3 protein-coding genes (2 of these 3 only partly in view) are annotated in these 24,330 nt (G+C 71.3%); all 3 read left to right on the top strand.

Annotation, left to right across the window (positions count from 1 at the left end; all coding sequences use genetic code 11):
• Tightly spaced (each overlapping or abutting the next), the 3 genes in view from D7X12_RS00230 to D7X12_RS00220 form a layout consistent with a single transcriptional unit that may run on beyond the window.
• Window positions 1-559 carry the 3' portion of a non-ribosomal peptide synthase/polyketide synthase gene (locus D7X12_RS00230; RefSeq protein WP_120623240.1) on the top strand. Its footprint begins 23,489 nt before the window's first position, so 559 of the gene's 24,048 nt are visible here — the last part of the coding sequence; the start codon falls outside the window, past its left edge; its stop codon occupies window positions 557-559.
• The gene (locus D7X12_RS00225) at window positions 552-18,077 is read left to right on the top strand and encodes a non-ribosomal peptide synthase/polyketide synthase (protein ID WP_120623239.1); all 17,526 of its coding nucleotides are present in this window, start codon (window positions 552-554) and stop codon (window positions 18,075-18,077) included. The genes D7X12_RS00230 and D7X12_RS00225 overlap by 8 nt, the downstream gene beginning before the upstream one ends.
• Window positions 18,067-24,330: the 5' portion of a non-ribosomal peptide synthase/polyketide synthase gene (locus D7X12_RS00220; protein WP_120623238.1), read on the top strand. Its footprint extends 34,164 nt past the window's final position; the window shows 6,264 of its 40,428 coding nt (coding positions 1-6,264); the start codon lies at window positions 18,067-18,069; the stop codon falls past the right edge of the window. The genes D7X12_RS00225 and D7X12_RS00220 overlap by 11 nt, the downstream gene beginning before the upstream one ends.

Below are 24,330 nucleotides of genomic sequence, written 5' to 3'. Positions count from 1 at the left end.
GGTGGGGTACGTGGTGGCGAAGCCGGGGCAGGCCCTGGACGTCACGACGCTGCGAAGCGAGCTGAAGGGGCGGCTGCCGGAGTACATGGTGCCGTCGGCCCTGATGGTGCTGGAGGCGCTGCCCCTCAACGCCAACGGCAAGGTGGACCGCAAGGCCCTGCCCGTGCCCGACGCCGACTCCGAGCCCCGCGCCCGGGAGTTCGTCGCCCCGCGCAGTGAGCTGGAGCAGCAGCTGGCGGACATCTACTCCGAGCTGCTGGGTGTGAAGCGCGTGGGCATCCACGATGGCTTCTTCGAACTGGGGGGCCACTCGTTGCTGGCGACGCAGGCCATCTCGCGGATCCGGCGGACGTTCGAAGTGGAGCTGCCCCTGCGCAAGTTGTTCGAGTCGCCCACCGTGGAGACGCTCGCGGTGCTCGTGATGGAGGCCCAGGCCGCGCAGGTGGACCCCGCGGAGCTGGAGCGGCTGATGGCGGAGATGGAAGAACTGTCCAGTGACGAGGCGCAGGCCCTCCTGGACGCGGAACCGGCGCACGACAGGAAGACTTCCAATGAGTGACACCTCGAAGCGTTTCTCGTCCCTGTCACCCGAGAAGCAGGACCTGTTGATGCGCAAGCTGCGCCAGAAGAGCGCAGGCACCCCTGCCGCGACGCTGGTGGCGCGTCCCAGGAACACGGCGTCCCACCCGCTGTCCTTCGCGCAGCAGCGACTGTGGTTCCTGGATCAGTTCGACCCCCAGAACCCGCAGTACAACATCCCGCTCGCGGTCCGGCTCGATGGCGTCCTGGACGTCCCCGCGCTCCAGCGTTGCCTGGATGAGTTGGTCCGTCGTCACGAGGTGCTGCGCACGACGTTGCGCGCGGAGGAGGGCGGCGCGGCGCAGGTCATCGCGCCCCCTGCGCCCGTGGCGCTCATCGAGGTGGACCTGCAGGTCCTCCCCGTCGAGGCACGTGAGGCGGAAGCCCGCCTGCGGGTGTTCCGGGACGTGCAGCAGCCCTTCACGCTCTCCGTGGGGCCGCTGCTGCGCGCGATGCTGCTCAAGCTCACCGCGACGGAGCACGTGTTGCTGCTGACCCTGCACCACGTCATCTCCGACGGCTGGTCGCGCGGCATCTTCCTGCGCGAGCTGCTCGCGCTCTACGGTGCGTTCAGCCAGGGCAAGCCGTCACCGCTGCCGGAGCTGGCGCTCCAGTACGTGGACTACGCGACGTGGCAGCGCGAATGGCTGCAGGGCCCCGTGCTCGAAGCGCAGCTCGCGTACTGGCGCAAGCAGCTGCTCGGGGCCACGCAGGCCATTGAGCTGCCCACGGACCGGCCCATCCCCGCGATGCCGTCGGTCAACGGCGCGGTGGTGTCCGCGCACTTCCCCCGCGAGGTGGAGGCCGCGCTGAAGGCGCTCGGGCAGAAGGAGGGCGCCACGCCCTTCATGGTGTTGCTCGCCGCGTGGCAGGTGCTGCTGTCGCGCTACAGCGGCCAGACGGACGTGAGCGTCGGATCCCCCATCGCGGGTCGCAACCGCGCGGAGCTGGAAGGGCTCATCGGCTTCTTCGTCAACACGCTGGTGCTGCGCTCGAACCTGGAGGGCAATCCGTCCTTCCGGGAGCTGCTGCGTCAGGTGAAGGAGACGACGCTGGGCGCGTACGCGCACCAGGAGGTCCCCTTCGAGAAGCTGGTGGAGGAGCTCAAGCCCGAGCGCAACCTCAGCCGGTCGCCGCTGTTCCAGGTGATGTTCTCGCTCCAGAACGCGGCGCCGTCCTCCACAGAGGCGACCACGGGTTCGGGGCTCACGCTGCGTGCGCTGGAGACCGAGGGCAGCACGGCGAAGTTCGAGCTGTCCCTCGACATGGCGGAGACGGGCCAGGGGCTCGCGGCCTCGCTGGAGTACAGCACCGACCTCTTCGACGCGGCGACGGCGCAGCGGATGCTGGCGCACTTCGGTGTGCTGCTGCAGGGCATCGCGGCCCAGCCGGACGCACGCGTGCTGGACCTGCCGATGCTGGGCGAGGCCGAGCGGCGGCGGGTGCTGGTGGAGTGGAATGACACCGACGTGGTGCTGCCCGCGGAGCAGGGGATTCCGGAGCGCTTCGCGGCCCAGGCACGCCTGACGCCGGACGCACCGGCGGTGGTGGCGCCGGGAGAGAAAGCACTCACGTACGGCGAGCTGGATGCGCAAGCGAACCAATTGGCGCACCACCTGAGAAGCCAGGGCGTGGGCCCGGAGGTGCTGGTGGGCGTGTGCCTGGAGCGCACGCCGCGCCTGCTGGTAGCGCTGCTGGGCATCCTGAAGGCAGGCGGCGCGTATGTGCCCCTGGATCCGTCCTACCCGGCGGACCGCCTGGCGCTGATGGTGTCCGAGTCGCGCATGTCGCTGCTGCTGACGCAGCAGTCGCTAGAGGGCACGGTGGAGGCCCCGGGCCTGCCGCGCTACCTGCTGGACGTGGAGGCCCCCGCACGCGCGGGCCTGTCCACGGAGGCTCCGGCCCGGACAGCGCAGTCGGAGAATCTGGCCTACGTCGTCTTCACGTCGGGAAGCACGGGGACGCCCAAGGGCGTCATGGTTTCGCACCGCAGCTGGGCGAACGCGTACCTGGGCTGGGAGCGAAGCTATGCGCTGAAGGAGGCGTGCCGAAGCCACCTGCAGATGGCGAGCTTCTCCTTCGACGTCTTCGGCGGCGACTTGTCCCGCGCGCTGTGCTCGGGCGCGAAGCTGGTGCTCTGCCCGCGCGAGTGGCTGCTGGAGCCGCAGAGGCTGCACGGGTTGATGGAAGAGGAGCGCATCGACTGCGCGGAGTTCGTCCCGGCGGTGCTTCGCGGGCTGTTGCAGCACCTGGAGGAGACGGGCCAGCGACTGGAGGCGATGAAGGTCCTCATCGCGGGCTCCGACGCCTGGTACGTGAATGAGTACCGGCGCATCCGGGGTGTGATTGGCGCAAAGACGCGCCTCATCAACTCCTACGGCATCAGCGAAACCACCATCGACAGCACGTGGTTTGAGAGTGACGCGCTGGCGGCAGGGGACAACCGGCTGGTGCCGATTGGGAAGCCCTTCGCGAACGTGCGGATGTACGTGCTGGACGCGGCGTTGAAGCCGGTGCCCGCGGGCGTGGCGAGCGAGCTGTACATCGGCGGCGAAGGCGTGACGCGTGGCTACTGCCACCGTCCGGAATTGACGGCGGAGCGCTTCGTTCCGAATCCCTACGGGGCACCGGGCTCGCGGCTGTACCGCTCCGGAGACAGGGCGCGGCACCTGACGGACGGGAACATTGAATTCCTGGGCCGTGCGGACACGCAGGTGAAGCTGCGTGGCTTCCGCGTGGAGCTGGGCGAAATCGAATCGGTGCTGGGCAAGCACCCCGCGGTGCGCACGGCGGTGGTGCTGCTGCGCGAGGACCCGCGCCGCCTCATCGCATACGTGGTGGCACCGGAGGGCACGGACAGCGTGCAGTTGCGCGACTTCCTGCGCGAGCGACTGCCGGAGTACATGGTGCCGGCCGCCTTCGTGGTGCTGGACGCGTTGCCACTGACGCCGAACGGGAAGGTGGACCGCAAGGCCCTGCCGACGCCGGACGGAGCGCAGGAGACGGCGCACTTCGTGGCCCCGCGTACGCCGACGGAGGAGTTGCTGGCGCAGGTGTGGGCGCAGGTGCTGGGCGTCGCGCGCGTAGGTGCGGAGGACAACTTCTTCGACCTGGGCGGGCACTCGCTGCTGGCGACGCAGGCGATGTCGCGGGTGAGGAGCGCCTTTGGGGTGGAGTTGCCCCTGCGCGCGCTCTTCGAGGCGCCGACCGTCGCGACCCTCGCGACGCGCGTGGACGAAGCGCTGCGCGCACGGCAGGGCGTGAAGGTGCCGCCGCTGACGCCGACGGTGCGCAGCGGTGAGCTGCCGCTGTCGTTCGCGCAGCAGCGCCTGTGGTTCCTGGATCAGCTCCAGCCGGGCAGCGCCGCCTACAACGTGGCGACCGCGGTCCAACTGGAGGGCACGCTGGACGTGGCCGCCCTGGAGCATGCGCTGACGGAGCTGGTGCGTCGGCACGAGGCCCTGCGCACCACCATCCAGGCGGTCGACGGAACGCCCTTCCAGAGCATCTCCCCGCCGGGGACCCTGGCGTGGGACGTCATCGACGTGAGCGCGCACCCGGAGCGCGACGCCGAGGCCCGCCGCCTCGTCGATGCGTGGACGCGCGCGCCGTTCGACCTCGCTCGGGGACCCCTGCTGCGCACGCGACTGGTGCGCACGGGTGAGCGCGAACACGTGCTCGCGATGGTCATGCACCACATCGTCTCCGACGGTTGGTCCATGGGCGTCCTCGTGCGCGAGGTCGTCGCGCTGTACGCGGCCCGGTTGGCCGGACGCCCCTCGCCGCTGCGGGAGCTGGCGGTGCAGTACGTGGACTACGCCGCATGGCAGCGCGGCTGGTTGAAGGACGAGGTGCTCGACGCGCAGGTGGCGTGGTGGCGGCAGCAGCTGGAAGGTGCGCCCCGGGTCATCGAGCTGCCCACGGATCATCCGCGCACGGCCTCTCCGTTGGTCCGGGGAGCCCGCCGGTCGATGACGCTCTCCCCGGCGCTGCGTGACGCGCTGTGGAGCCTGGGCCGCAAGGAGGGCGTGACGCCCTTCATGCTGCTGCTGGCGGCGTGGCAGGTGATGCTGTCGCGCTACAGCGGGCAGGACGACGTCAGCGTGGGCACGCCCGTCGCGGGCCGCAACCGCACGGAGCTGGAAGGGCTCATCGGCTTCTTCGTCAACACCCTGGTCCTTCGCGCCCGGCTGGGCGGCGAGCTTACGTTCCGAGAGCTGCTCAAGCAGGTGCGGGAGACGACGCTCGGCGCGCAGTCGAACCAGGAGGTGCCGTTCGAGAAGCTGGTGGAGGCGCTCAAGCCCGAGCGCGACCTGTCCCGCCCGCCGCTGTTCCAGGTGATGTTCACGTTCCAGAACGCCCCTCCGGCCGAGGCGATGCTCCCGGGGGGCCTGCGCCTGCGCCCGGTGGAGACCGGCACCGATGCGGCGAAGTTCGAGCTGGCGCTCTCGCTGGCGGACTCCGCCGACGGACTGCTCACGGCGGTCGAATACAGCCCGGACCTCTACGACGACGCCACCGCGACGCGGATGCTCTCCCACCTCCAGGTCCTCCTGGAGGCCATCGTCCAGGAGCCCGGCCAGCGCGTGAGCGACCTGCCCCTGCTCCCGGAAGCGGAGCGCCAGCAGGTCCTGGTGGATTGGAACCACACCACGCGCGACTACGCGCGGGATGCCTGCGTGCATCACCTGTTCGAGTCCCAGGCCGCACGCACGCCGGATGCGGAGGCCGTGCGCTTCGAGGGCGAAGTCCTCACGTACGCGCAGCTGGACCGTCAGGCCAACCAGCTCGCGTGGCACCTGCGCGAGCTGGGCGTGGGGCCCGAAGTGCGCGTGGGCCTGTGCGTGGACCGCTCGCCCCAGATGGTGGTGGGTCTGCTGGGCATCCTGAAGGCCGGCGGTGCGTACGTGCCGCTGGACGCGTCGTACCCGGCGTCGCGGCTGCGCTTCATGCTGTCCGATGCGGGCGCGCCCGTGCTCGTCACGTTGAAGCGGTTCGCGGACACGATGCCGCTCGCGGATGAGCGGGTGGTGCTGCTGGACGCTCACAAGGCCCAGGTGCGCGCGCGTCCGGAGACGCCGTGCGACGCGGGCGTGACGGCGGGTCACCTCGCCTACGTGCTCTACACGTCAGGCAGCACCGGTCAGCCCAAGGGCGTCATGGTGCCGCATGGCGGGTTGAACAACTACGTCGCCTGGGCCCTGGAGGCCTACGGACTGGGGCGGGGCATTGGCGCACCCGTGCACTCGCCGGTGGTGTTCGACCTGACGGTGACGAGCCTGCTGGTGCCGCTCGTCGCGGGGCGTGGCGTGTGGTTGCTCCCGGAGTCGGACGGGGTGGAGGGTCTGGCCCGGTCGCTGCGAGCCCGCGCGGACTACACGCTGGTGAAGCTGACGCCGGCGCACTGGGAGCTGCTGCGCCAGACGCTGACGGCCTCCGAGGCGGCGGGGCGCGTGGGGGCCCTGGTGGTGGGCGGCGAGGCCCTGGCTCCCGCGAGCCTGGACTTCTGGCGCCAGCACATGCCGGGCACGCGGCTCATCAACGAGTACGGCCCCACGGAGACGGTGGTGGGGTGCGCGGTGTACGACGTGCCGCGCGACGCGGACGTGTCGGCCGGAGTGCCCATCGGGCGGCCCATCGCGAACACCCGGCTGTACGTGCTGGATGCGCGTCTGCGCCCCGCGCCGCTGGGCGTGGCAGGCGGGCTGTACGTGGGGGGCGACGGCGTCACGCGTGGCTACCAGCAGCGGCCGGAGCTGACGGCGGAGCGCTTCATTCCGGATCCGTTCAGCACGGAGCCGGGCGCACGGATGTACCGCACGGGCGACGTGGCGCGGTGGCGGGCGGACGGGCAGCTGGAGTACCTGGGCCGCGCGGACTTCCAGGTGAAGGTGCGGGGCTACCGCATCGAGCTGGGAGACATCGAAGCCGCGTTGTCGCGGCAGCCCTCGGTGCGTGAGTCGGTGGTCGTGGTCCGCGAGGACGTGCCGGGAGACAAGCGACTGGTGGGCTACGTCACGGGCGAGGCGGTGGATGTCGCCGCCCTGCGTGCCTCGCTCCAGGAGCAGCTGCCGGCGTACCTGGTGCCGTCGGCCCTGGTGGTGCTGGAAGCACTGCCGCTCACGTCGAACGGCAAGGTGGACCGCAAGGCCCTGCCGGCGCCGGAGGGCGAGTCGCGTAAGGACTCGGATGTTGGCGGCCTTCGCACGCCGACCGAGGAGCTGCTCGCGAGTCTCTTCGCGCAGGTGCTGGGCGTGGAGCGGGTGGGCCCTCGGGACGACTTCTTCGAGCTGGGTGGCCACTCGCTGCTGGCGACGCGCGTGGTGGCGCGGGTGCTCGGGCTCTTCGGCGTGGAGCTGCCGCTGCGCGAGCTGTTCGACGCGCCGACGGTGGAGAAGCTGGCGCGCAGGGTGGAGGCACGGACTCAAGCTGGTGACACGCGACCGGCTCCGGCGCTCGTGCGGGTGCCGCGCACGGACGCGCTGCCCCTGTCGTTCGCGCAGCAGCGGATGTACTTCCTGGAGCAGCTGGAGCCGGACAGCCCGCTCTACAACATCCCCAACGTGATCCGCCTGGAGGGCGCGGTCGACGCATCGGCCTTGGAGCGTGCGTTCGACGCGCTCCTCCAGCGTCACGAAGCCTTGCGCACCACCTTCCACACCGACGCGGAGGGACGCCCCTTCCAGCGCATCGCCTCCGAGCTGAAGTCAGGACTGCTGCGGTTGGACCTCCGCGACCGCCCGGATTCCGAGCGTGAGGTCGGGGCCCGGCGACTGGCTCGCGCCGAAGCGCTGCGACCCTTCAAGCTGGGCGAGGGACCGCTCTTGCGCGCGACGCTGCTGCGCACCGGGGAGCGGCAGCACCTGCTGGTGGTCGTACTGCACCACATCGTCTCCGACGGCTGGTCCGCAGGCGTGCTGGTGCGCGAGCTGGGAGCGCTCTACGCGGCCTTCAGCGCGGGCCGGCCCTCACCGCTGCCCGAGCTGCCGTTGCAGTACGCGGACTACGCGGCGTGGCAGCGCGAGTGGCTGCGGGACGAGGCCCTGGAGGAACAGGTCGGCTGGTGGCGGCGCGAGCTGGAAGGCGCGCCGGCCGCGCTGGAGCTGTCGACGGACAAGGTGCGTCGCGCGACGTCGACGTCCCGGGGAAGCTCGGTGCCGGTGCAGCTGCCGAAGCCGCTGTCGGACGCGCTGAAGGCGCTGGGGCGCAAGGAAGGCGCGACGCCGTTCATGGTGGTGCTGGCGGCCTGGCAGGTGTTGCTGTCCCGCTACAGCGGGCAGGACGACATCAGCGTGGGCACGCCCGTCGCGGGTCGGACGCGGGCGGAGGTGGAAGGGCTCATCGGCCTGTTCCTCAACACGCTGGTGCTGCGCACCCGGCTGACGCCGGAGCTGAACTTCCGGCAGGTGCTGGGACGCGTGAGGGAGACGACGCTGGGAGCGTTCGCGCACCAGCAGGTGCCGTTCGAGAAGCTGGTGGAGGCGCTCAAGCCCGAGCGCGACCTGGGCCGCACGCCGCTGTTCCAGGCGATGCTCGTGCTCAACACCGCGGTCGACACCGAGCTGGCGCTGCCAGACCTTACGCTGCGCCCGGAACCCGTCGAAGGCGAGCACACGAAGTTCGAGCTGAGCCTGTCGCTCTCCGCGTCGGACGAGGGCTTCCGGGGTGCGCTCGGCTACAGCACGGAGCTGTTCGAGCGCTCCACGGTGGAGCGGATGGTGGAGCACCTGCGGGTGCTGCTGGAGGGCGTCGCGGCGAACCCGGACGTGTCCGTGGGCGCGCTGCCGCTATTGGACACCGTCGAGCTTCAACTGGTCCTGAAGACGTGGAACCAGACGGCGGAAGCCGTGCCGCCTGCGTGCATCCACGCGCTGTTCGAGGCGCAGGTGGAGCGCGTGCCCGGGGCCGTGGCGGTGGTCGCGGACGGCCGTCAGCTCACGTACGCGGAGCTGGACGCGAAGGCGAACCGGCTGGCGCGAGCGTTGGTGAAGGAAGGCGTGGGCCCCGAGGTGCTGGTGGGCCTCTACGTGGAGCGCACGGTGGAGTCCGTGGTGGGGCTGCTGGGCATCCTCAAGGCCGGAGGCGCGTACGTGCCAATGGACACGTCCTTCCCGTCGGCACGCGTGAAGGCGATCGCCGAGGACGCGAGCCTGCGCGTGGTGGTGACGCAGCGGGCGTACGCCGAGGACGTGGCGGGGCTGGGCTGCACCACCGTGGTTGTCGAGGCGGTGGAAGAGGCGGGCGGGAGCACCGAGCGCGTGGAGTCGGGCGTGCGGAGTGAAAACCCGGTGTACGCCATCTTCACGTCGGGCAGCACGGGCCGCCCGAAGGGCGTGGTGGTGGAGCACCGGCAGCTGGCCAACTATGTGGAGACGATTCGCGGCCGGCTGAAGCTGACGGAGGGAATGAGCTTCGCGTCGGTGACGACGCTGGCGGCGGACCTGGGGCACACGGCCGTCTTCCCGATGCTGTGCGGAGGCGGGACGCTGCACCTGGTGGCGAAGGACGTGGCCTCGGACGCGGAAGCGCTGGGCGCGTACATGCAGGAGCACCGGGTGGAGGGCTTGAAGGTGGTGCCCTCGCACCTGCGGGCTTTGCTGAGTGGACCGAATGCGAAGCAGGTGCTGCCGCTGAAGCGACTGGTGGTGGGCGGCGAGGCGTCGGACCGGGCGCTGGTGGAGGCGGTGCGGAGGCTTGCGCCGGAGTGCGCCGTCTTCAACCACTACGGCCCGACGGAGACGACGGTCGGCGTGCTGACGAATCCCGTGGAAGGCACGTGGGACGAGGGCGCGGCGACGCTGGCGCTGGGTCGGCCCATTGGCAATGCGCGGATGTACGTGCTGGACGCGAGCGGGCGTCCGGTGCCGCGAGGGGTGGCGGGAGAGCTGTACGTGGGCGGCGCGGTGGTGACGCGCGGGTACGTGGGGCGTCCGGAACTCACGGCGGAGCGGTACGTGCCGGATGCGTACAGCGAGGAGCCCGGGGCGCGGCTGTACCGGACGGGCGACAAGGTCCGGCAGCGGGAGGACGGGAAGCTGGAGTTCCTCGGCCGCGTGGATTTCCAGTTGAAGGTGCGCGGCTACCGCGTGGAGCTGGGCGAAGTGGAGGCGGGGCTTGCCGCCTGCGAAGGCGTGCGCGAAGCGGTGGTGGTGGCCCGGGAGGACGTGCCTGGGGACAAGCGACTGGTGGCGTACGTGGTGGCGAAGCCGAGCCACACCGTCGAGGCCACGGCGCTGCGAAGTGAGCTGAAGCGACGCCTGCCGGAGTACATGGTGCCGTCGGCTTTCGTCGTTCTGGAGGCGCTGCCCCTCAACGCCAATGGCAAGGTGGACCGCAAGGCCCTGCCGAGGCCCGAGCACACGGAAGCGGACGCGCAAGACTTCGTCGCGCCGCGCACGCCCACCGAGCAGACCCTGGAGCGCATCTGGGCCCAGGTGCTGCGGCGGGAGCGCGTGAGCATCCACGCCAACTTCTTCGAGCTGGGCGGCGACTCCATCATCAGCCTCCAGATCGTCGCGCGCGCGGCTCAGGCCGGGCTGCGCATCACCACCCGACAGCTCTTCCAGCACCAGACGATCGCCGCGCTCTCGGGCGTCGCCACGACGGCCCAGCTCGTCGTCGCGGAGCAGGGCGAGGTGCGTGGGCCTGTACCGCTCACGCCCATCCAGCGCCGTCTCTTCGAGGAGGACGTCGTTGATCCGCATCACCTCAACCAGTCGTTGATGATCGAAGTCCGCCGTCCGGTGGACTCCGCGATGCTGGAGCAGGCACTCCGCCAGCTCGTCGCGCACCACGATGCACTGCGCCTGCGCTTCACGCGCGACGCCCATGGCTGGTCGCAGGAGAACGCGGGACTGGACCACCCCCTGACGCTGCGGCGGCTGGATGTCTCCGCGCTGGACGAAGCCGCGAAGGCTCGGGCGCTCCAGGAGGCCGCGTCCCAGGTGCAGGCGAGCCTGGTGCTGGAGGAAGGACTGCTGCTGCGCGCGATGTTGATCGAACGCGGCGCAGGCCACACGGCGCGGTTGCTCCTCGCGGTACATCACCTCGCTGTGGATGGCGTGTCCTGGCGCGTGCTGCTGGAGGACCTGGAGACGGCCTACCAGCAGCTCGCCTCGGGCCAGCAGGTCCGGCTGCCCAGGAAGACGACCTCCTTCCAGACGTGGGCCCGCAAGCTGGAGGCCCACGCCCGCACCCCGGAGGTGCTGGCCGAGCGCGCCTTCTGGCTGGAAGGCACCCGGAGTGTCACGCCGCTGCCCGTGGACCGGGCCGGCGGTGAGAACGTCGTGGCCTCGACGCGGAGCGTGTCGCTGTCGCTCGACGTGGAGGAGACGCGGCTGCTGTTGCAGGAAGTGCCCGGTGCGTGGCGCGCGCAGATCAACGACGTGCTGCTCGCTGCGCTGGTCCAGTCGATGGCGCGCTGGACGGGCCAGCCCCGCGTGCGCGTCAACCTGGAGGGCCACGGACGCGAGGAGCTGTTCGCGGACGCGGACATCTCCCGCACGGTGGGGTGGTTCACCGCCGTGTATCCCGTGCTGCTGGAGGTGCCGGTGTCCGGCAGCCCTGGCGACGGCCTGCGCGCGGTCCGCGACACCCTGCGGCGCCTGCCGGGCAACGGCCTGGGCCACGGGCTCCTGCGCTTCCTGGGAGACGACGCGACGGCGGAAGCCCTGCGCGCCGCGCCTCCCGCACAGGTGTCCTTCAACTACCTGGGGCAGTTCGACGGCGTCGCGTCCGGAGCAGGGGACACCGCCTTCAGCATCGCCCGCGAAGGCAGCGGCCCCGTGCGCAGCCCGCGCGCTCCGCGTCGCCACCTCCTGGACGTCAGCGGGCTGGTGCTGGACGGACAGCTCCAGTTGAGCTGGAGCTACAGCGAGAACCTGTACACCCAGGCCACCATCGAGTCCCTGGCCCGCGACTTCGTGGCCGCGCTGCGCACGCTCATCTCGACGCGTGCGTCGCAGGATGCCGCCCGTCGCACGCCCACGGACTTCCCGCTCGCCCGCGTGGAGCCGGCCGCGCTGGAACGCGTGATGGCGGCGGTGCCCGACCTGGAGGACCTGTACCCGCTGTCTCCCATGCAGCAGGGCATGCTCTTCCACACGCTGCTGGAGCAGGCGTCGGGCGCGTACTTCGAACAGCGCTCGTGGAGCTTCCACTCCGCGTTGGATCTGGGCGCCCTCAAGCAGGCCTGGGAGGACGTCCTCGCGCACCACCCGGTGCTGCGCACGTCCTTCTTCTGGCAGGGGCTGGAGGCCCCGCTCCAGGCCGTGCATGCGCGCGTGACACTGCCGTGGAAGGAACTCGACTGGCGCGGGCTGCCCGCGGCTGAGCAGTCGTCGCGGCTGGAGTCGTTCCTCGCGGAGGATCGGGCGCTCGGCTTCGAGTTGTCCCGTGCGCCCCTGATGCGGCTGGCGCTGATCCGCACGGAGGAACACGCGTACCGGCTGGTGTGGAGCTTCCACCACCTGCTGACGGACGGCTGGAGCTCCGCGCTCCTGCGCAAGGCGGTCTTCACCCGCTACGCCGCGCTCGTGCAGGGCAACGCCCCGGCCCTCGCCAAGGGCCCCGCGTATCGCGAGTACATCGCGTGGCTCCAGCGTCAGGACCTGGCGCGCACGGAGGCCTTCTGGCGCGCCACCCTGGCGGGCTTCTCCTCCGCCACGCCGCTTCCGGCGGGCGTGGCCTCCCGCACTCTCGCCACCGGGGGGCTGTCGGAACAGGCCGTGCTTCTGCCGGCCGCGGAGACCGAGGCCCTCCAGTCCTTCGCGCGCCGTCACCAGCTCACCCTCAACACGCTGGTGCAGGTCGCGTGGGCCCTGGTGCTCGCGCGTCACGCGAACACCTCCGACGTCGTCTTCGGCGCGACCGTCGCGGGACGCCCGTCGGAGCTGCCGGGCGTCGACACGATGCTGGGCATGTTCATCAACACGCTGCCCGTGCGCGCCCGCCTGGAGGAGCAGGCGACCGTCGTGCCGTGGCTCCAGCAATTCCAGGCGCAGCAGGTGGAGTTGCGCAACCACGAGCACAGCCCGCTCGTGCAGGTGCAGGGCTGGAGCGCCGTGCCCCGGGGAACGTCCCTCTTCGAGACGCTGCTCGTCTTCGAGAACTACCCCGTCGACACCACGGTGGACTCGCAGGCCCGCCAGCTGGACGTGCGTGACTTCCACGCCTTTGAGCGGACGAACTACCCGCTCACCGCCGTGGCCGCTCCCGGCCGGGAGCTGTTGCTCAAGCTCGCCCATGAGACGCCGCGCTTCGATGAGGCCACGGCGAAGGCCCTGCTCGGCCAGTGGCGCCGTGCCCTGGAGGGACTGGTTGCTCGGGATGCCCAGCGGCTCGCGGACGTGACGCTCCTGTCGTCGGAGGAGACGCACGCGCTGCGCGACACCTGGAACGCGACACGCACGGAGTACCCCCGCACGCTCGCGGTGCAGCAGCTCTTCGAGGCCCGGGCCGCGCAGGCCCCCGACGCGGAGGCGCTGCGCTGGAACACAGGCCGCATGACGGCCGGGGCACTGGACGCGCGCGCGAACCAGCTCGCGCATCACCTGCGCACGCTGGGCGTGGGCCCGGAGTCCCGCGTGGGCATCTGCCTGGAGCGCGGCCCCGACCTCGTCGTCGCGCTCCTGGCCGTGCTCAAGGCCGGTGGCGCCTACGTGCCCCTGGACCCGACCTATCCCGAGGACCGGCTGGGCTACATGGCCCGCGACGCCGGCCTCTCCGCGCTGCTGACGCACCAGCATCTGGAAACGCGCCTGCCCGGCGTGAACACCCCGGTGGTCCGCATGGACGCGCTGGAGTCCGTGCTCGCGGCGCAGCCGACCACGCGCCCGGACGTGGAGGTGCCACCGGAAGCGCTCGCGTATGTCATCTACACGTCCGGCAGCACGGGCCGCCCCAAGGGCGTGATGGTGACGCACGGGGGCGTCGTCAACTACCTCGCCTGGACGCTGGGCGCGTATCGCGTGGCGGACGGGCAGGGCGCGCCGGTGCACTCGTCGTTCTCCTTCGACCTCACCGTGACGAGCCTCCTGGCGCCGCTCGCCGCGGGCCGTCCCGCCGTGCTGGTGGACGAGGCCGTGGGTGCGGTGGAGGGCCTGGGTGAGGCCCTGCGCCGTCAGGCCGACCACAGCCTCGTGAAGCTGACGCCCGCGCACCTGCGCCTGCTGGAGGCGCAGCTCGGGGAACAGGACGCCCCCGGCCGTGCTCGCGCCTTCGTCATTGGCGGCGAGGCCCTGGGCTACGAAGCGCTGGAGCACTGGCGGCGGTACGCGCCGGGCACGCGGCTCATCAACGAATACGGCCCCACCGAGACGGTGGTGGGCTGCTGCATCCACGAGGTGCGCGAGGACGAACCGCGCACGGGCCCCGTGCCCATCGGTCATCCCATCGCCAACACCCGCCTGTACGTGCTGGACGCGGCGGGACGGCTCGCGCCCCTCGGCGCCGTGGGCGAGCTCTTCGTCGGTGGCGACGGCGTGGGCCGTGGCTACCTGGGCCGCCCCGACCTGACGGCGGAGAAGTTCGTGCCGGATCCGTTCAGCACGGAGCCGGGCGCCCGCCTGTACCGCACGGGCGACACCGTGCGTCGCCGCGCCGACGGCGTGCTGGAGTACCTGGGCCGCAAGGATGATCAGGTGAAGGTGCGGGGCTTCCGCATCGAGCTGGGTGAAATCGAGTCCGTGCTGACCGCGCTCCCGGACGTCGCCGCGGGCGTGGTGCTCGCGCGCGAGGACGTGCCGGGAGACCGCCGCCTCGTGGGCTACGTGGTGCCGAAGCACGGCGCCACGGTGGATGCCGCGTCGCTGCGGACCGCGCTGCGCAAGACGCTTCCGGACTACCTCGTCCCCGTGGCGTTCGTGGTGCTGGACGCGCTGCCCGTGGCGGTGACGGGCAAGGTGGACCGCAAGGCCCTGCCCGCGCCGGAGGCCGCACGCCCGGGCGAGGACTCGGGCTTCGTGGCCCCCCGCACGCCGGAGGAGGAGCTGCTCGCCGGCCTCTTCGCCCAGGTGCTGGGCGTGGAGAAGGTGGGCGTCCACGATGACTTCTTCGCGCTGGGCGGACACTCGCTCCGGGCGACGCAGGCGGTGTCTCGCGCCCGGGACGTGTTCCAGGTGGAGCTGCCCCTGCGCGACCTCTTCGAGGCGCCCACCGTCGCGGGGCTCCTGCCGCGCCTGCTGGACGCGAAGGCGAAGGACGCCGAGGGCCCGCGTGTGCCGCCCCTGGTGGCCGTGCCGCGCACGGACGCGCTGCCGCTGTCGTTCGCGCAGCAGCGCCTGTGGTTCCTGGATCAGCTGGAGCCGCAGGGCGCGTTCCACAACGTACCCGCGGCGCTCCGGCTCACGGGCACGCTGGACGTGTCCGCGCTGGAGCGGGCGTTCGCGGAGCTGTTCCGCCGCCACGAATCCCTGCGCACCGTCTTCCGCTCCGAGGAGGGCAGGCCGCTCCACGTCATCCTGCCGGTGCCGGAAGTACCTCTGCCCACGCAGGACCTGCGCTCACTGCCCGAGTCCACCCGCGAGGCAGAGGCGCTCCAGCGTGCGCAGGACGAGGCGAAGCGTCCCTTCGATCTCGCGAAGGGACCGCTGCTGCGCGTGTCGTTGTTGCAGCTCGCCGAACAGGAGCACCTGCTGCTCCTGACCATGCACCACATCGTCTCCGACGGCTGGTCCATGGGCGTGCTCGTGCGCGAGCTCGTGGCCCTCTACGAAGCGTTCCGCCAGGGCCAGCCGTCGCCGCTCGCGGAGCTGGCCCTCCAGTACGCGGACTACGCGGCGTGGCAGCGCAAGTGGCTGGAGGAGGGCGCGCTGGCGCAGCAGCTCGCGTGGTGGCGTAAGCAGCTGGACGGCGCACCGCAGACGGTGGACCTGCCCACGGATCGGCCCCGGCCCACCGTGCAGACCCACCACGGTGAGCAGCTCCAGGTGCTGGTGCCGCCCTCGGTGATGGCGGACCTCCAGGCCCTGTGCCGCCGCGAGGGTGTCACGCTCTTCATGGCGCTCTTGGCCGGCTTCCAGGTGGTGCTGTCGCGCTACACACGCCGCACGGACATCGTGGTGGGCACGGACATCGCCAACCGCAACCGCGCGGAGACCGAGGGGCTCATCGGCTTCTTCGTCAACCAGCTCGTCCTTCGCGGGAACCTGGGCGGCGACCCCACCGTGCGCGAGCTGCTCGCCCGCGCGCGGGAGACGGCGCTGTCCTCCTACGCGCACCAGGACCTGCCCTTCGAGGAGCTGGTGAAGGAGCTGAACCCCAAGCGCAGCCTGGGGCAGGCCCCGCTGTTCCAGGTGAAGCTGGTGCTCCAGAACACCCCCGCGTCGCGGCTGGAGCTGCCGGGCCTGAAGCTGTCCCAGGTCGGCCAGGAGGTCACCCGCGCCAAGCTGGACCTGACCGTCGCGGTGCAGGAGACGCCCCAGGGGCTCGCCTGCGTCTGGGAGTTCGCCACCGACCTGTTCGACACGGCGACCGTGGCCCGGATGGCGAAGCACTTCGAACAGGTGCTGGAAGGCCTGACGCGCGAGCCGTCCCGCCGCCTGTCCTCGCTGTCCCTGCTCACGGGCGAAGAGCGCCGCACGCTCTTGGAGACGTGGAACGACACCCGCACGGCCGAACTGCCCGGCCCGACAGCCACCGCGCTGTTCGAGGCGCAGGCCGCGCGCACGCCCCAGGCGCTGGCGGCGGTGTTCGGCTCGGAGTCGCTGACGTACGCGCAGCTCGACGCGAAGGCCAATCAGCTCGCGTGGCACCTGAAGCAGAGCGGGGTGGGCCTGGAGTCGCGGGTGGGACTGTGCGTGGAACGCTCGCTCGACATGGTGGTGGGCATCCTGGGCATCCTCAAGGCGGGCGCGGCCTACCTGCCCCTGGATCCGTCCTACCCGGCTGACCGCCTGGCCTACATGCTGGCGGACGCGGCGGTGCCCGTCATCGTCACCCAGGACGCGCTGGCGGATGAATTGCCGTCGCAGGGTGAGTTGCTGGTGTGCCTGGATTCCGACGCGGCCCGCATCGCGAAGCATCCCGTGACTCCGCCGCCCGTGAAGCTGGAGCCGGAGCACCTGGCGTACGTCATCTACACGTCGGGTTCGACGGGAAGGCCGAAGGGGACGCTGCTGCACCACCGTGGCTTGTGCAACACGGCCACGGCGGCCATCGCGGCCCTGGGCATCACGCCCTCCAGCCGCGTGCTCCAGTTCGCGGCGTTCGGCTTCGACGCGTCGGTGTGGGAGACGTTCTCCGCGCTGCTGGCCGGCGCGGCCCTGCACCTGACGCCCCGCGAGGACCTGATGCCCGGCGCGCCCCTGCACGGTCTGTTGAAGTCGCAGGGCATCACCACGGTGACGCTGACACCCTCCGTGCTGGCACAGCTCCCCGCCGAGGACCTGCCCGCGCTCACGTCCGTGGCCGCCGCCGGTGAGGCGTGCTCCGCGGAGCTGGTGCGCCGCTGGTCCCCCGGCCGCCGCTTCCTCAACGCCTACGGCCCCACCGAGGTGACGGTGTGCGCCACCGTCCGCGCGAACGTGGATCCGGAGCGGCCCACCATCGGCACGCCGCTGCCGAACGTGCGGGTGTACGTGCTGGACGAGCACGGACAGCCGGTGCCCGTGGGCATCCCCGGCCAGCTGCACGTGGGCGGCGTGGGGCTTGCGCGAGGCTACCTGCACCGAGCGGACCTGACCGCGGAGCGCTTCGTGCCGGACGCCTTCGGTCCCGACGCGGGCGGCAGGCTCTACGCCACGGGCGACCTGGTGCGCTACCTGCCGTCCGGGGACCTCGAGTTCCTGGGCCGCATCGACCACCAGCTCAAGCTGCGCGGCTACCGCATCGAGCTGGGCGAGGTGGAGGCGGCCATCGCGGATCACCCCGCGGTGGAAGCCACCGTCGTCCTCCTGCGCGAGGACGTGCCCGGCAACCCCCGGCTCGTGGGCTATGCGGTGCCGCGTGAGGGCGAGGTGCTGGACCTGCGCGCGCTGAAGGAAGCGCTCCTCACGCGCCTGCCCGAGTACATGGTGCCCACGGCCTTCGTGTCGCTCCCGGCGCTGCCGCTCACGCCCAACGGCAAGCTGGACCGCCAGGCGCTGCCGGCACCGGACACGGAGCGGCCCGCGCTGGAGAAGGGCTACGTCGCGCCGCGCGACGCGCTGGAAGAGGAGCTCGCCGGCATCTGGGCGGAGCTGCTCGGCGTCAAGCAGGTGGGCGTCCACGACGACTTCTTCGAGCTGGGAGGCCACTCGCTCCTGGGCACCCAGCTCATCTCGCGCATCCGCACGACGTTCGACGTGGAGCTGCCGCTCCGGGACATCTTCGAGTCCCCGACGGTGGAGAACCTCGCCGTCCACATCGTGCAGGCCCAGGCCGCGCAAGCAGACCCCGCGGAACTCGAACGACTCATGGGGGAGCTGGAGAACCTGTCCGCCGAAGAGGCGGAGGCGCTCCTTTCCTCTGACGAAGTGCTCCCCCAGGACACCAAGAAGGCTTCCAGCAATGAGCAGTGACGCCGACAAGCGCATCGCAGCCCTGTCTCCCGAGAAGCGTGCCCTCCTGCTCAAGCAGCTGCGTCAGCAGCAGGCGCAGCAGGGCAAGCCCGCGCGCGCGCCGGTCATCGCCTCTCGTCCGCGGGATGGTTCGCCGCTGCCGCTGTCCTTCGCCCAGCAGCGCCTCTGGTTCCTGGATCAGCTGGAGCCGGAGAGCGCGCTCTACAACATCCCCCTCGCCATCGAGCTGAAGGGCGAGCTGAAGCGGGACGCGCTGGAGCAGGCCTTCACGGCCCTCCAGGAGCGCCACGAATCGCTGCGCACCACCTTCCGCACCACGGAAGCGGGGCCCGTGCAGGTCATCGCGCCACCGTCGCCGCTGACGCTGGACGTGGTGGACCTGCGCGACCTGTCCGGCGCCGCGCTCCAGGACGAGCTGTACCGGCACGTGCGCGAGGAGTCGCTGCGCCCGTTCCACCTCACCCGGGGCCCGCTGGTGCGCGCGTCACTGCTGCGCACCCAGGAGCACGAGCACGTCCTGCTTGTGACGATGCACCACGCCATCTCCGACGGCTGGTCCATGGGCGTCGTCATCCGCGAGCTGGCCTCGCTCTACGACGCGTTCCTCCACGGCCGGCCGTCGCCGCTGCCCCCGCTGACCCTCCAGTACGCGGACTACGCGGCGTGGCAGCGCGAGTGGCTCCAGGGCGAGACGCTGGAGGCGCAGCTCAAGTGGTGGAAGGAGCAGCTCTCCGGTGCGCCGGATGTGATTGACCTGCCCACGGACCGGCCGCGTCCGGCGGTGCAGAGTTCGCGCGGCGCGAAGCACTTCGTGCAGCTGCCCCGCGCGCTGTCGGAGTCGCTCAAGGCGCTCGGGCAGAAGGAGGGCTCGACGCCCTTCATGACGCTGCTGGCGGCGTGGCAGGTGCTGCTCGCGCGCTACACCGGCCAGGACGACCTCCGCGTGGGCACGCCCATCGCGGGTCGCAACCGGGCGGAGCTGGAAGGCCTCATCGGCTTCTTCATCAACACGCTGGTGCTGCGCGCGCGGGTGACGCCGGAGATGACCTTCCGGCAGGTGCTCGCGCAGGTGCGGGAGCGGGCGCTGGGGGCGTACGCGCACCAGGAGGTGCCGTTCGAGAAGCTGGTGGATCTGCTCCAGCCGACGCGCTCGCTCAGCCACTCGCCGCTGTTCCAGGTGATGTTCAGCCTGCAGAACGCGCCCGTGTCGGAGCTGGTCCTCCCGGAGGTGGCGCTGCGCACGCTGCACGTGGAGTCCCAGACGACGAAGTTCGAGTTGACGCTGTCGCTGTCGGAGGCACCGGCGGGGTTCAACGGGTCGATTGAGTACAACACCGACCTGTTCGACGCGGCGACGGTGGAGCGGATGGCGGGGCATCTGGAGGCGATGCTGCAAGGCATCGTGAAGGATCCGGACACGCGCGTCTCGGACCTGCCGCTGATGGGCGTGGAGGAGCGCGCGCGGGTCTTGGGTCCGCTCGCGGGCACGGTGGTCCCGGAGCGTGAGGGCACGGAAACCATCCATGGTCTCTTCGCGGCGCAAGCGGTGAAGACGCCGGGCGCGGTGGCCGTGGTGCACGAAGGGACGGAGCTGACGTACGCGCAGGTGGAGGCGCGGGCGAACCAGCTGGCGCGTCACCTGCGGACGCTGGGGGTGGGGGAGGAGAGCCGGGTGGGCGTGTGCGTGGAGCGCACCGAAGCCATGGTCGTGGCCCTGCTGGGCGTGCTGAAGGCAGGGGCCGCGTACGTCCCGCTGGACGCGACGTACCCGAAGGAACGTCTGGCCTACATGCTGGAGGGCACGGGCGCGCCGGTGGTGGTGACGCAGGCGGGCCTGGAGGACGTGCTGCCGGAGTACACGGGGCAGCGCGTGCGGCTGGATACGGACGCGGGCCTGCTGGCCGCGTACCCGGAAGCATCCCTGGCCACCACGAGCGCCGCGCAGCAACTGGCGTACGTGCTGTACACGTCGGGAAGCACGGGCCGTCCCAAGGGCGTGGCGGTGACGCACGCCAGCGCGGTGACGTTCCTGAAGTGGGCCACCGCGACCTTCAAGCCGGAGCAGCTGAAGGGCGTGCTGGCGGCGACCTCGCTGAACTTCGACCTGTCCGTGTTCGAGGTCTTCGCGCCCCTGGTGAGCGGCGGCATGGTGGTGGTGGCGCAGAACGCGCTGGCCCTGGCCGAGCTGAGGGAAGCCGTGCGCGTGACGCTGCTCAACACGGTGCCGTCGGCCGTGGCGGAGCTGGTGCGAAGCGGAGGCATCCCGCCCGGCGTGGAGACGGTGAACCTCGCCGGTGAAGCGCTGCAGAACAAGCTGGTGCAGTCGCTGTACGCCCTGCCGCAGGTGAAGGAGGTCAACAACCTCTACGGCCCGACGGAGGACACGACGTACTCGACGCACGCGAGGGTGGAGCGCGGGGCGAAGGAGGAGCCGCGCATCGGCCGTCCGTTGGACGGCACGCAGGCGTACGTGCTGGACACGAAGGGCCAGCCGGTGCCCGTGGGTGTGCACGGAGAGCTGTACCTGGGCGGCGAAGGCCTGGCGCGCGGTTACCTGGGCCAGCCCGGGCTGACGGCGGAGCGCTTCGTGCCGGACGCGTTCAGCAAGAAGCCGGGCGCGCGGCTGTACCGCACGGGCGACAAGGTGCGGTGGGGCCGTGACGGCGCGCTCGAGTACCTGGGCCGGATGGACTTCCAGGTGAAGGTGCGTGGCTTCCGCATCGAGCTGGGTGAAGTCGAAGCAGCGCTCAGCAAGTGCGAAGGCGTGAGCGAGAGCGTGGTGGTGGTGAGCGAGGAGCCGCCGGGCATCAAGCGGCTGGTGGCCTACGTGGGCGGTGCGGAGGAGACGCGCCCCACGGTGGACGCGCTGCGCGCGGCGTTGAAGGGCCTGCTGCCGGAGTACATGGTCCCGGCAGCGTTCGTGATGCTGAAGTCGCTGCCGCTCAACGCGAACGGCAAGGTGGACCGCAAGGCCCTGCCGGCGCCGCAGGCGGGTCGGCAGGAGTCGGGCAAGGACTTCGTCGCGCCCCGGACTCCGGAGGAGCGGACGCTGGCGGACATCTGGGCGTCGGTGCTGGGCGTGGAGAAGGTGGGCATCCACGACAACTTCTTCGCCCTGGGTGGCGACTCCATCATCAGCATTCAAATCATCTCTCGCGCCAACCAGGCCGGCCTGCGGCTGATGGCGAAGCAGCTCTTCCAGCACCAGACGGTGGCGGAGCTGGCCCGGGTCGTCACCGCGGCGCTCGCCTCCCAGGCCGAGCAGGGCCTCGTGCGCGGACCCGTGCCGCTCACGCCGGTGCAGGGCTGGTTCTTCGAACACGCGCCTGCCCAGCCGCACCACTTCAACCAGGCGGTGATGATCGAAGCGCGGCAGCGCGTGGACGCCGGGTTGCTGGAGCGGGCGCTGGCGCGACTGGTGGAACACCACGACGCCCTGCGCCTGCGCTTCGTGCGCGGTGAGGCGGGCTGGTTGCAGGAGAACGCGGGCCTGGAGCAGCCGGTGTCCCTGCGGCGCATGGACGTCTCGCGCTTCGCGGGAGACGACGAAGCGCAGCGGCGCGCCATCCAGGCTGCCGCGACGCAGCTGCACCAGGGCCTGCGCCTGGACGAAGGGCTGCTGCTGCGCGCGATGCTGTTCGAGCGCGGCGAGGGCCACACGGAGCGCCTGCTGCTGGTGGTGCACCACCTCGCGGTGGATGGCCTGTCGTGGCGTGTCCTGCTCGAGGACCTGAACACCGCCTACCAGCAGCTGCGTCGCGGCGTGCCCGTGTCGCTGCCGCCGAAGACGACGTCCTACCAGGAGTGGGCGCGCAAGCTGGAGGCCCACGCCCACGGTCCGGAGCTGGATTCGGAGCTGGCGTTCTGGCTGGACGGAGCGCAGCAGGTCGCGCCCCTGCCGGTGGACTTCGCGGGGCCCAACACGCTCGCGTCGGCGAGCAGCGTCCGCTCAGTGCTGGAGGTGGAGGACACGCGCACGCTGTTGCAGGAGGTGCCGGCCGCGTATCGGGCGCACATCAACGACGTGCTCCTGGCGGCGCTGGCGCAGGCGCTCTCGCGGTGGTCGGGACAGGAGCGGGTGCGCATCAGCCTGGAGGGCCACGGCCGTGAGGAGCTGTTCGCGGACGTGGACATCTCCCGCACGGTGGGCTGGTTCACCGCGATGTACCCGGTGCTGCTGGAGGCGCCGCGCGCGGGCACGCCGGGCGACGGGCTGCGCGCCGTGCGAGACACGCTGCGGCGCCTGCCGAACAAGGGCGTGGGCTACGGGTTGCTGCGCTACCTGCGCGACGGTGGGGACGCCGCGAAGCTGCGCGCCGTGCCCCCGGCGCAGGTGTCCTTCAACTACCTGGGCCAGTTCGACGCGATGGCCGCGGGCGAGTCGATGTTCGGACTCGCCCGGGAGCCGGCGGGCCCCGGCCAGGGCGAGGACGGCCTGCGCACCGCGCTGCTGGAGCTGAACGGCCTGGTCATCAACGGCCGGCTGGAGCTGTCCTGGACGTACAGCACCCAGGTGCACGCACGCGCCACGGTGGAGGCGCTGGCGGAGTCGTTCATGACGACGCTGCGCACCCTCATCGCGAACCGCGAGACAGAGGACGCCAAGCGCTTCACGCCCGCGGACTTCCCGCTGGCGAAGCTGGACGCGCCGGGGCTCGCGCGACTGCTGGCGGAGCGCCCGGACCTGGAGGACGTGTATCCGTTGTCGCCCCTCCAGCAGGGCATGCTCTTCCACGCGCTCCTGGAGCCCGGCTCGGGCATGTACTGCGAGCAGATGGCGTGGAGCTTCCACGGCACCGTCAACCTGCCGGTGATGCGCCGCGCGTGGGAGCTGCTGGTGGAGCGCAACGCCGTGCTGCGCACGTCGTTCGTGTGGGACGGGGTGGCGGATCCCCAGCAAGTGGTTCACGCCACGGCCGAGCTGCCCTGGCGGGAGCTGGACTGGCGCGGCCTGTCGCCCACCGAGCAGCAGGAGCTGTTCCAGCAGTACCAGGAGGAGGACCGCGCGCGAGGCTTCGATGTGTCGCGCGTGCCGCTGCTGCGGCTGACGGTGATCCGGCTGGATGATCAGGTGCTGCGCTGCCTGTGGACCATCCACCACCTGGTGCTGGACGGCTGGAGCATGTCGCTGCTCATCCAGCAGCTGTTCGGGCTCTACCGGGCCCTGGACCAGGGACAGGAGGTGCCCCGCGAGCGCCCCGTCGCGTACCGCGAGTTCATCGCGTGGCTCCAGCGGCAGGACACCGCCCGCATGGAGGAATTCTGGAAGCGCGACCTCGCGGGCTTCCGCGCCCCCACGCCGCTGCCGTACGACGAGCGCGCGGCCCAGGCGAAGCTGCACGCGCAGGCCCCCGCGGAGCAGTCCCTCCGCCTGTCCGCGGACTCCACCGCGAAGGTGGACGCCTTCGTCAAGCGCCACCAGCTCACGTTGAACACGCTGGTGCAGGCGGCGTGGGCCCTGGTGCTCGCGCGGCACAGCGGCGAAGCGGAGGTGGTGCTGGGCGCCACCGTGTCCGGTCGTCCGTCCGACCTGCCGGGCGTCGAGCGGATGACGGGCATGTTCATCAACACGCTGCCGGTGCGCGTGGCCGTCCCCGCGAACGAGCAGGTGGTGCCCTGGCTGCGTCAGATTCAAGAGCGGCAGCTGGAGCGGCGCCAGTACGAGCACAGCCCGCTGGTGCGGGTGCAGGGCTTCAGCCAGGTGCCGCGCGGCACGCCGCTGTTCCAGAGCCTCTTCGTCTTCGAGAACTTCCCCATCGACTCCACGCTGAGCCAGCGCGCCAGCGTGCTGGAGGTGCGGGACGTCCAGGGGCATGAGCGCAGCAACTTCCCGCTGACCGCGTCGTCCAGCCCCAGCCGCGAGCTGCTCCTGAAGCTGGCGTACGACACGCCGCGCTTCGAAGCCGAAGGCATCGAGCGGCTGCTGGGACAGTGGCAGCGCGCGGTGGAAGGCCTGGTTGCGGCGGAGGCCGGGCGCGTGTGGCAGGTGGGCGTGCTGTCGCCGGAGGAGCAGCGGCGGGTGCTGGTGGAGTGGAACCAGACGGCCACGGAGTACCCGCGCGAGGCGAGCATCGGGGACGTCTTCTCCGCGCAGGTGGCGCGGCGGCCGGACGCGGTGGCGCTGGAAGCCGGCGACGTGCAGCTGACGTATGCCCAGCTGGACGCGCGGGCGAACCAGCTGGCGCACCTGCTGCGGGCACGAGGCGTGGGCCCGGAGTCGCGGGTGGCGCTGTGCCTGGAGCGCGGCGTGGAG

The organism is Corallococcus sicarius (assembly GCF_003611735.1).
GTDB lineage: Bacteria > Myxococcota > Myxococcia > Myxococcales > Myxococcaceae > Corallococcus > Corallococcus sicarius.
This window is presented reverse-complemented; position numbering and strand designations above follow the sequence as displayed.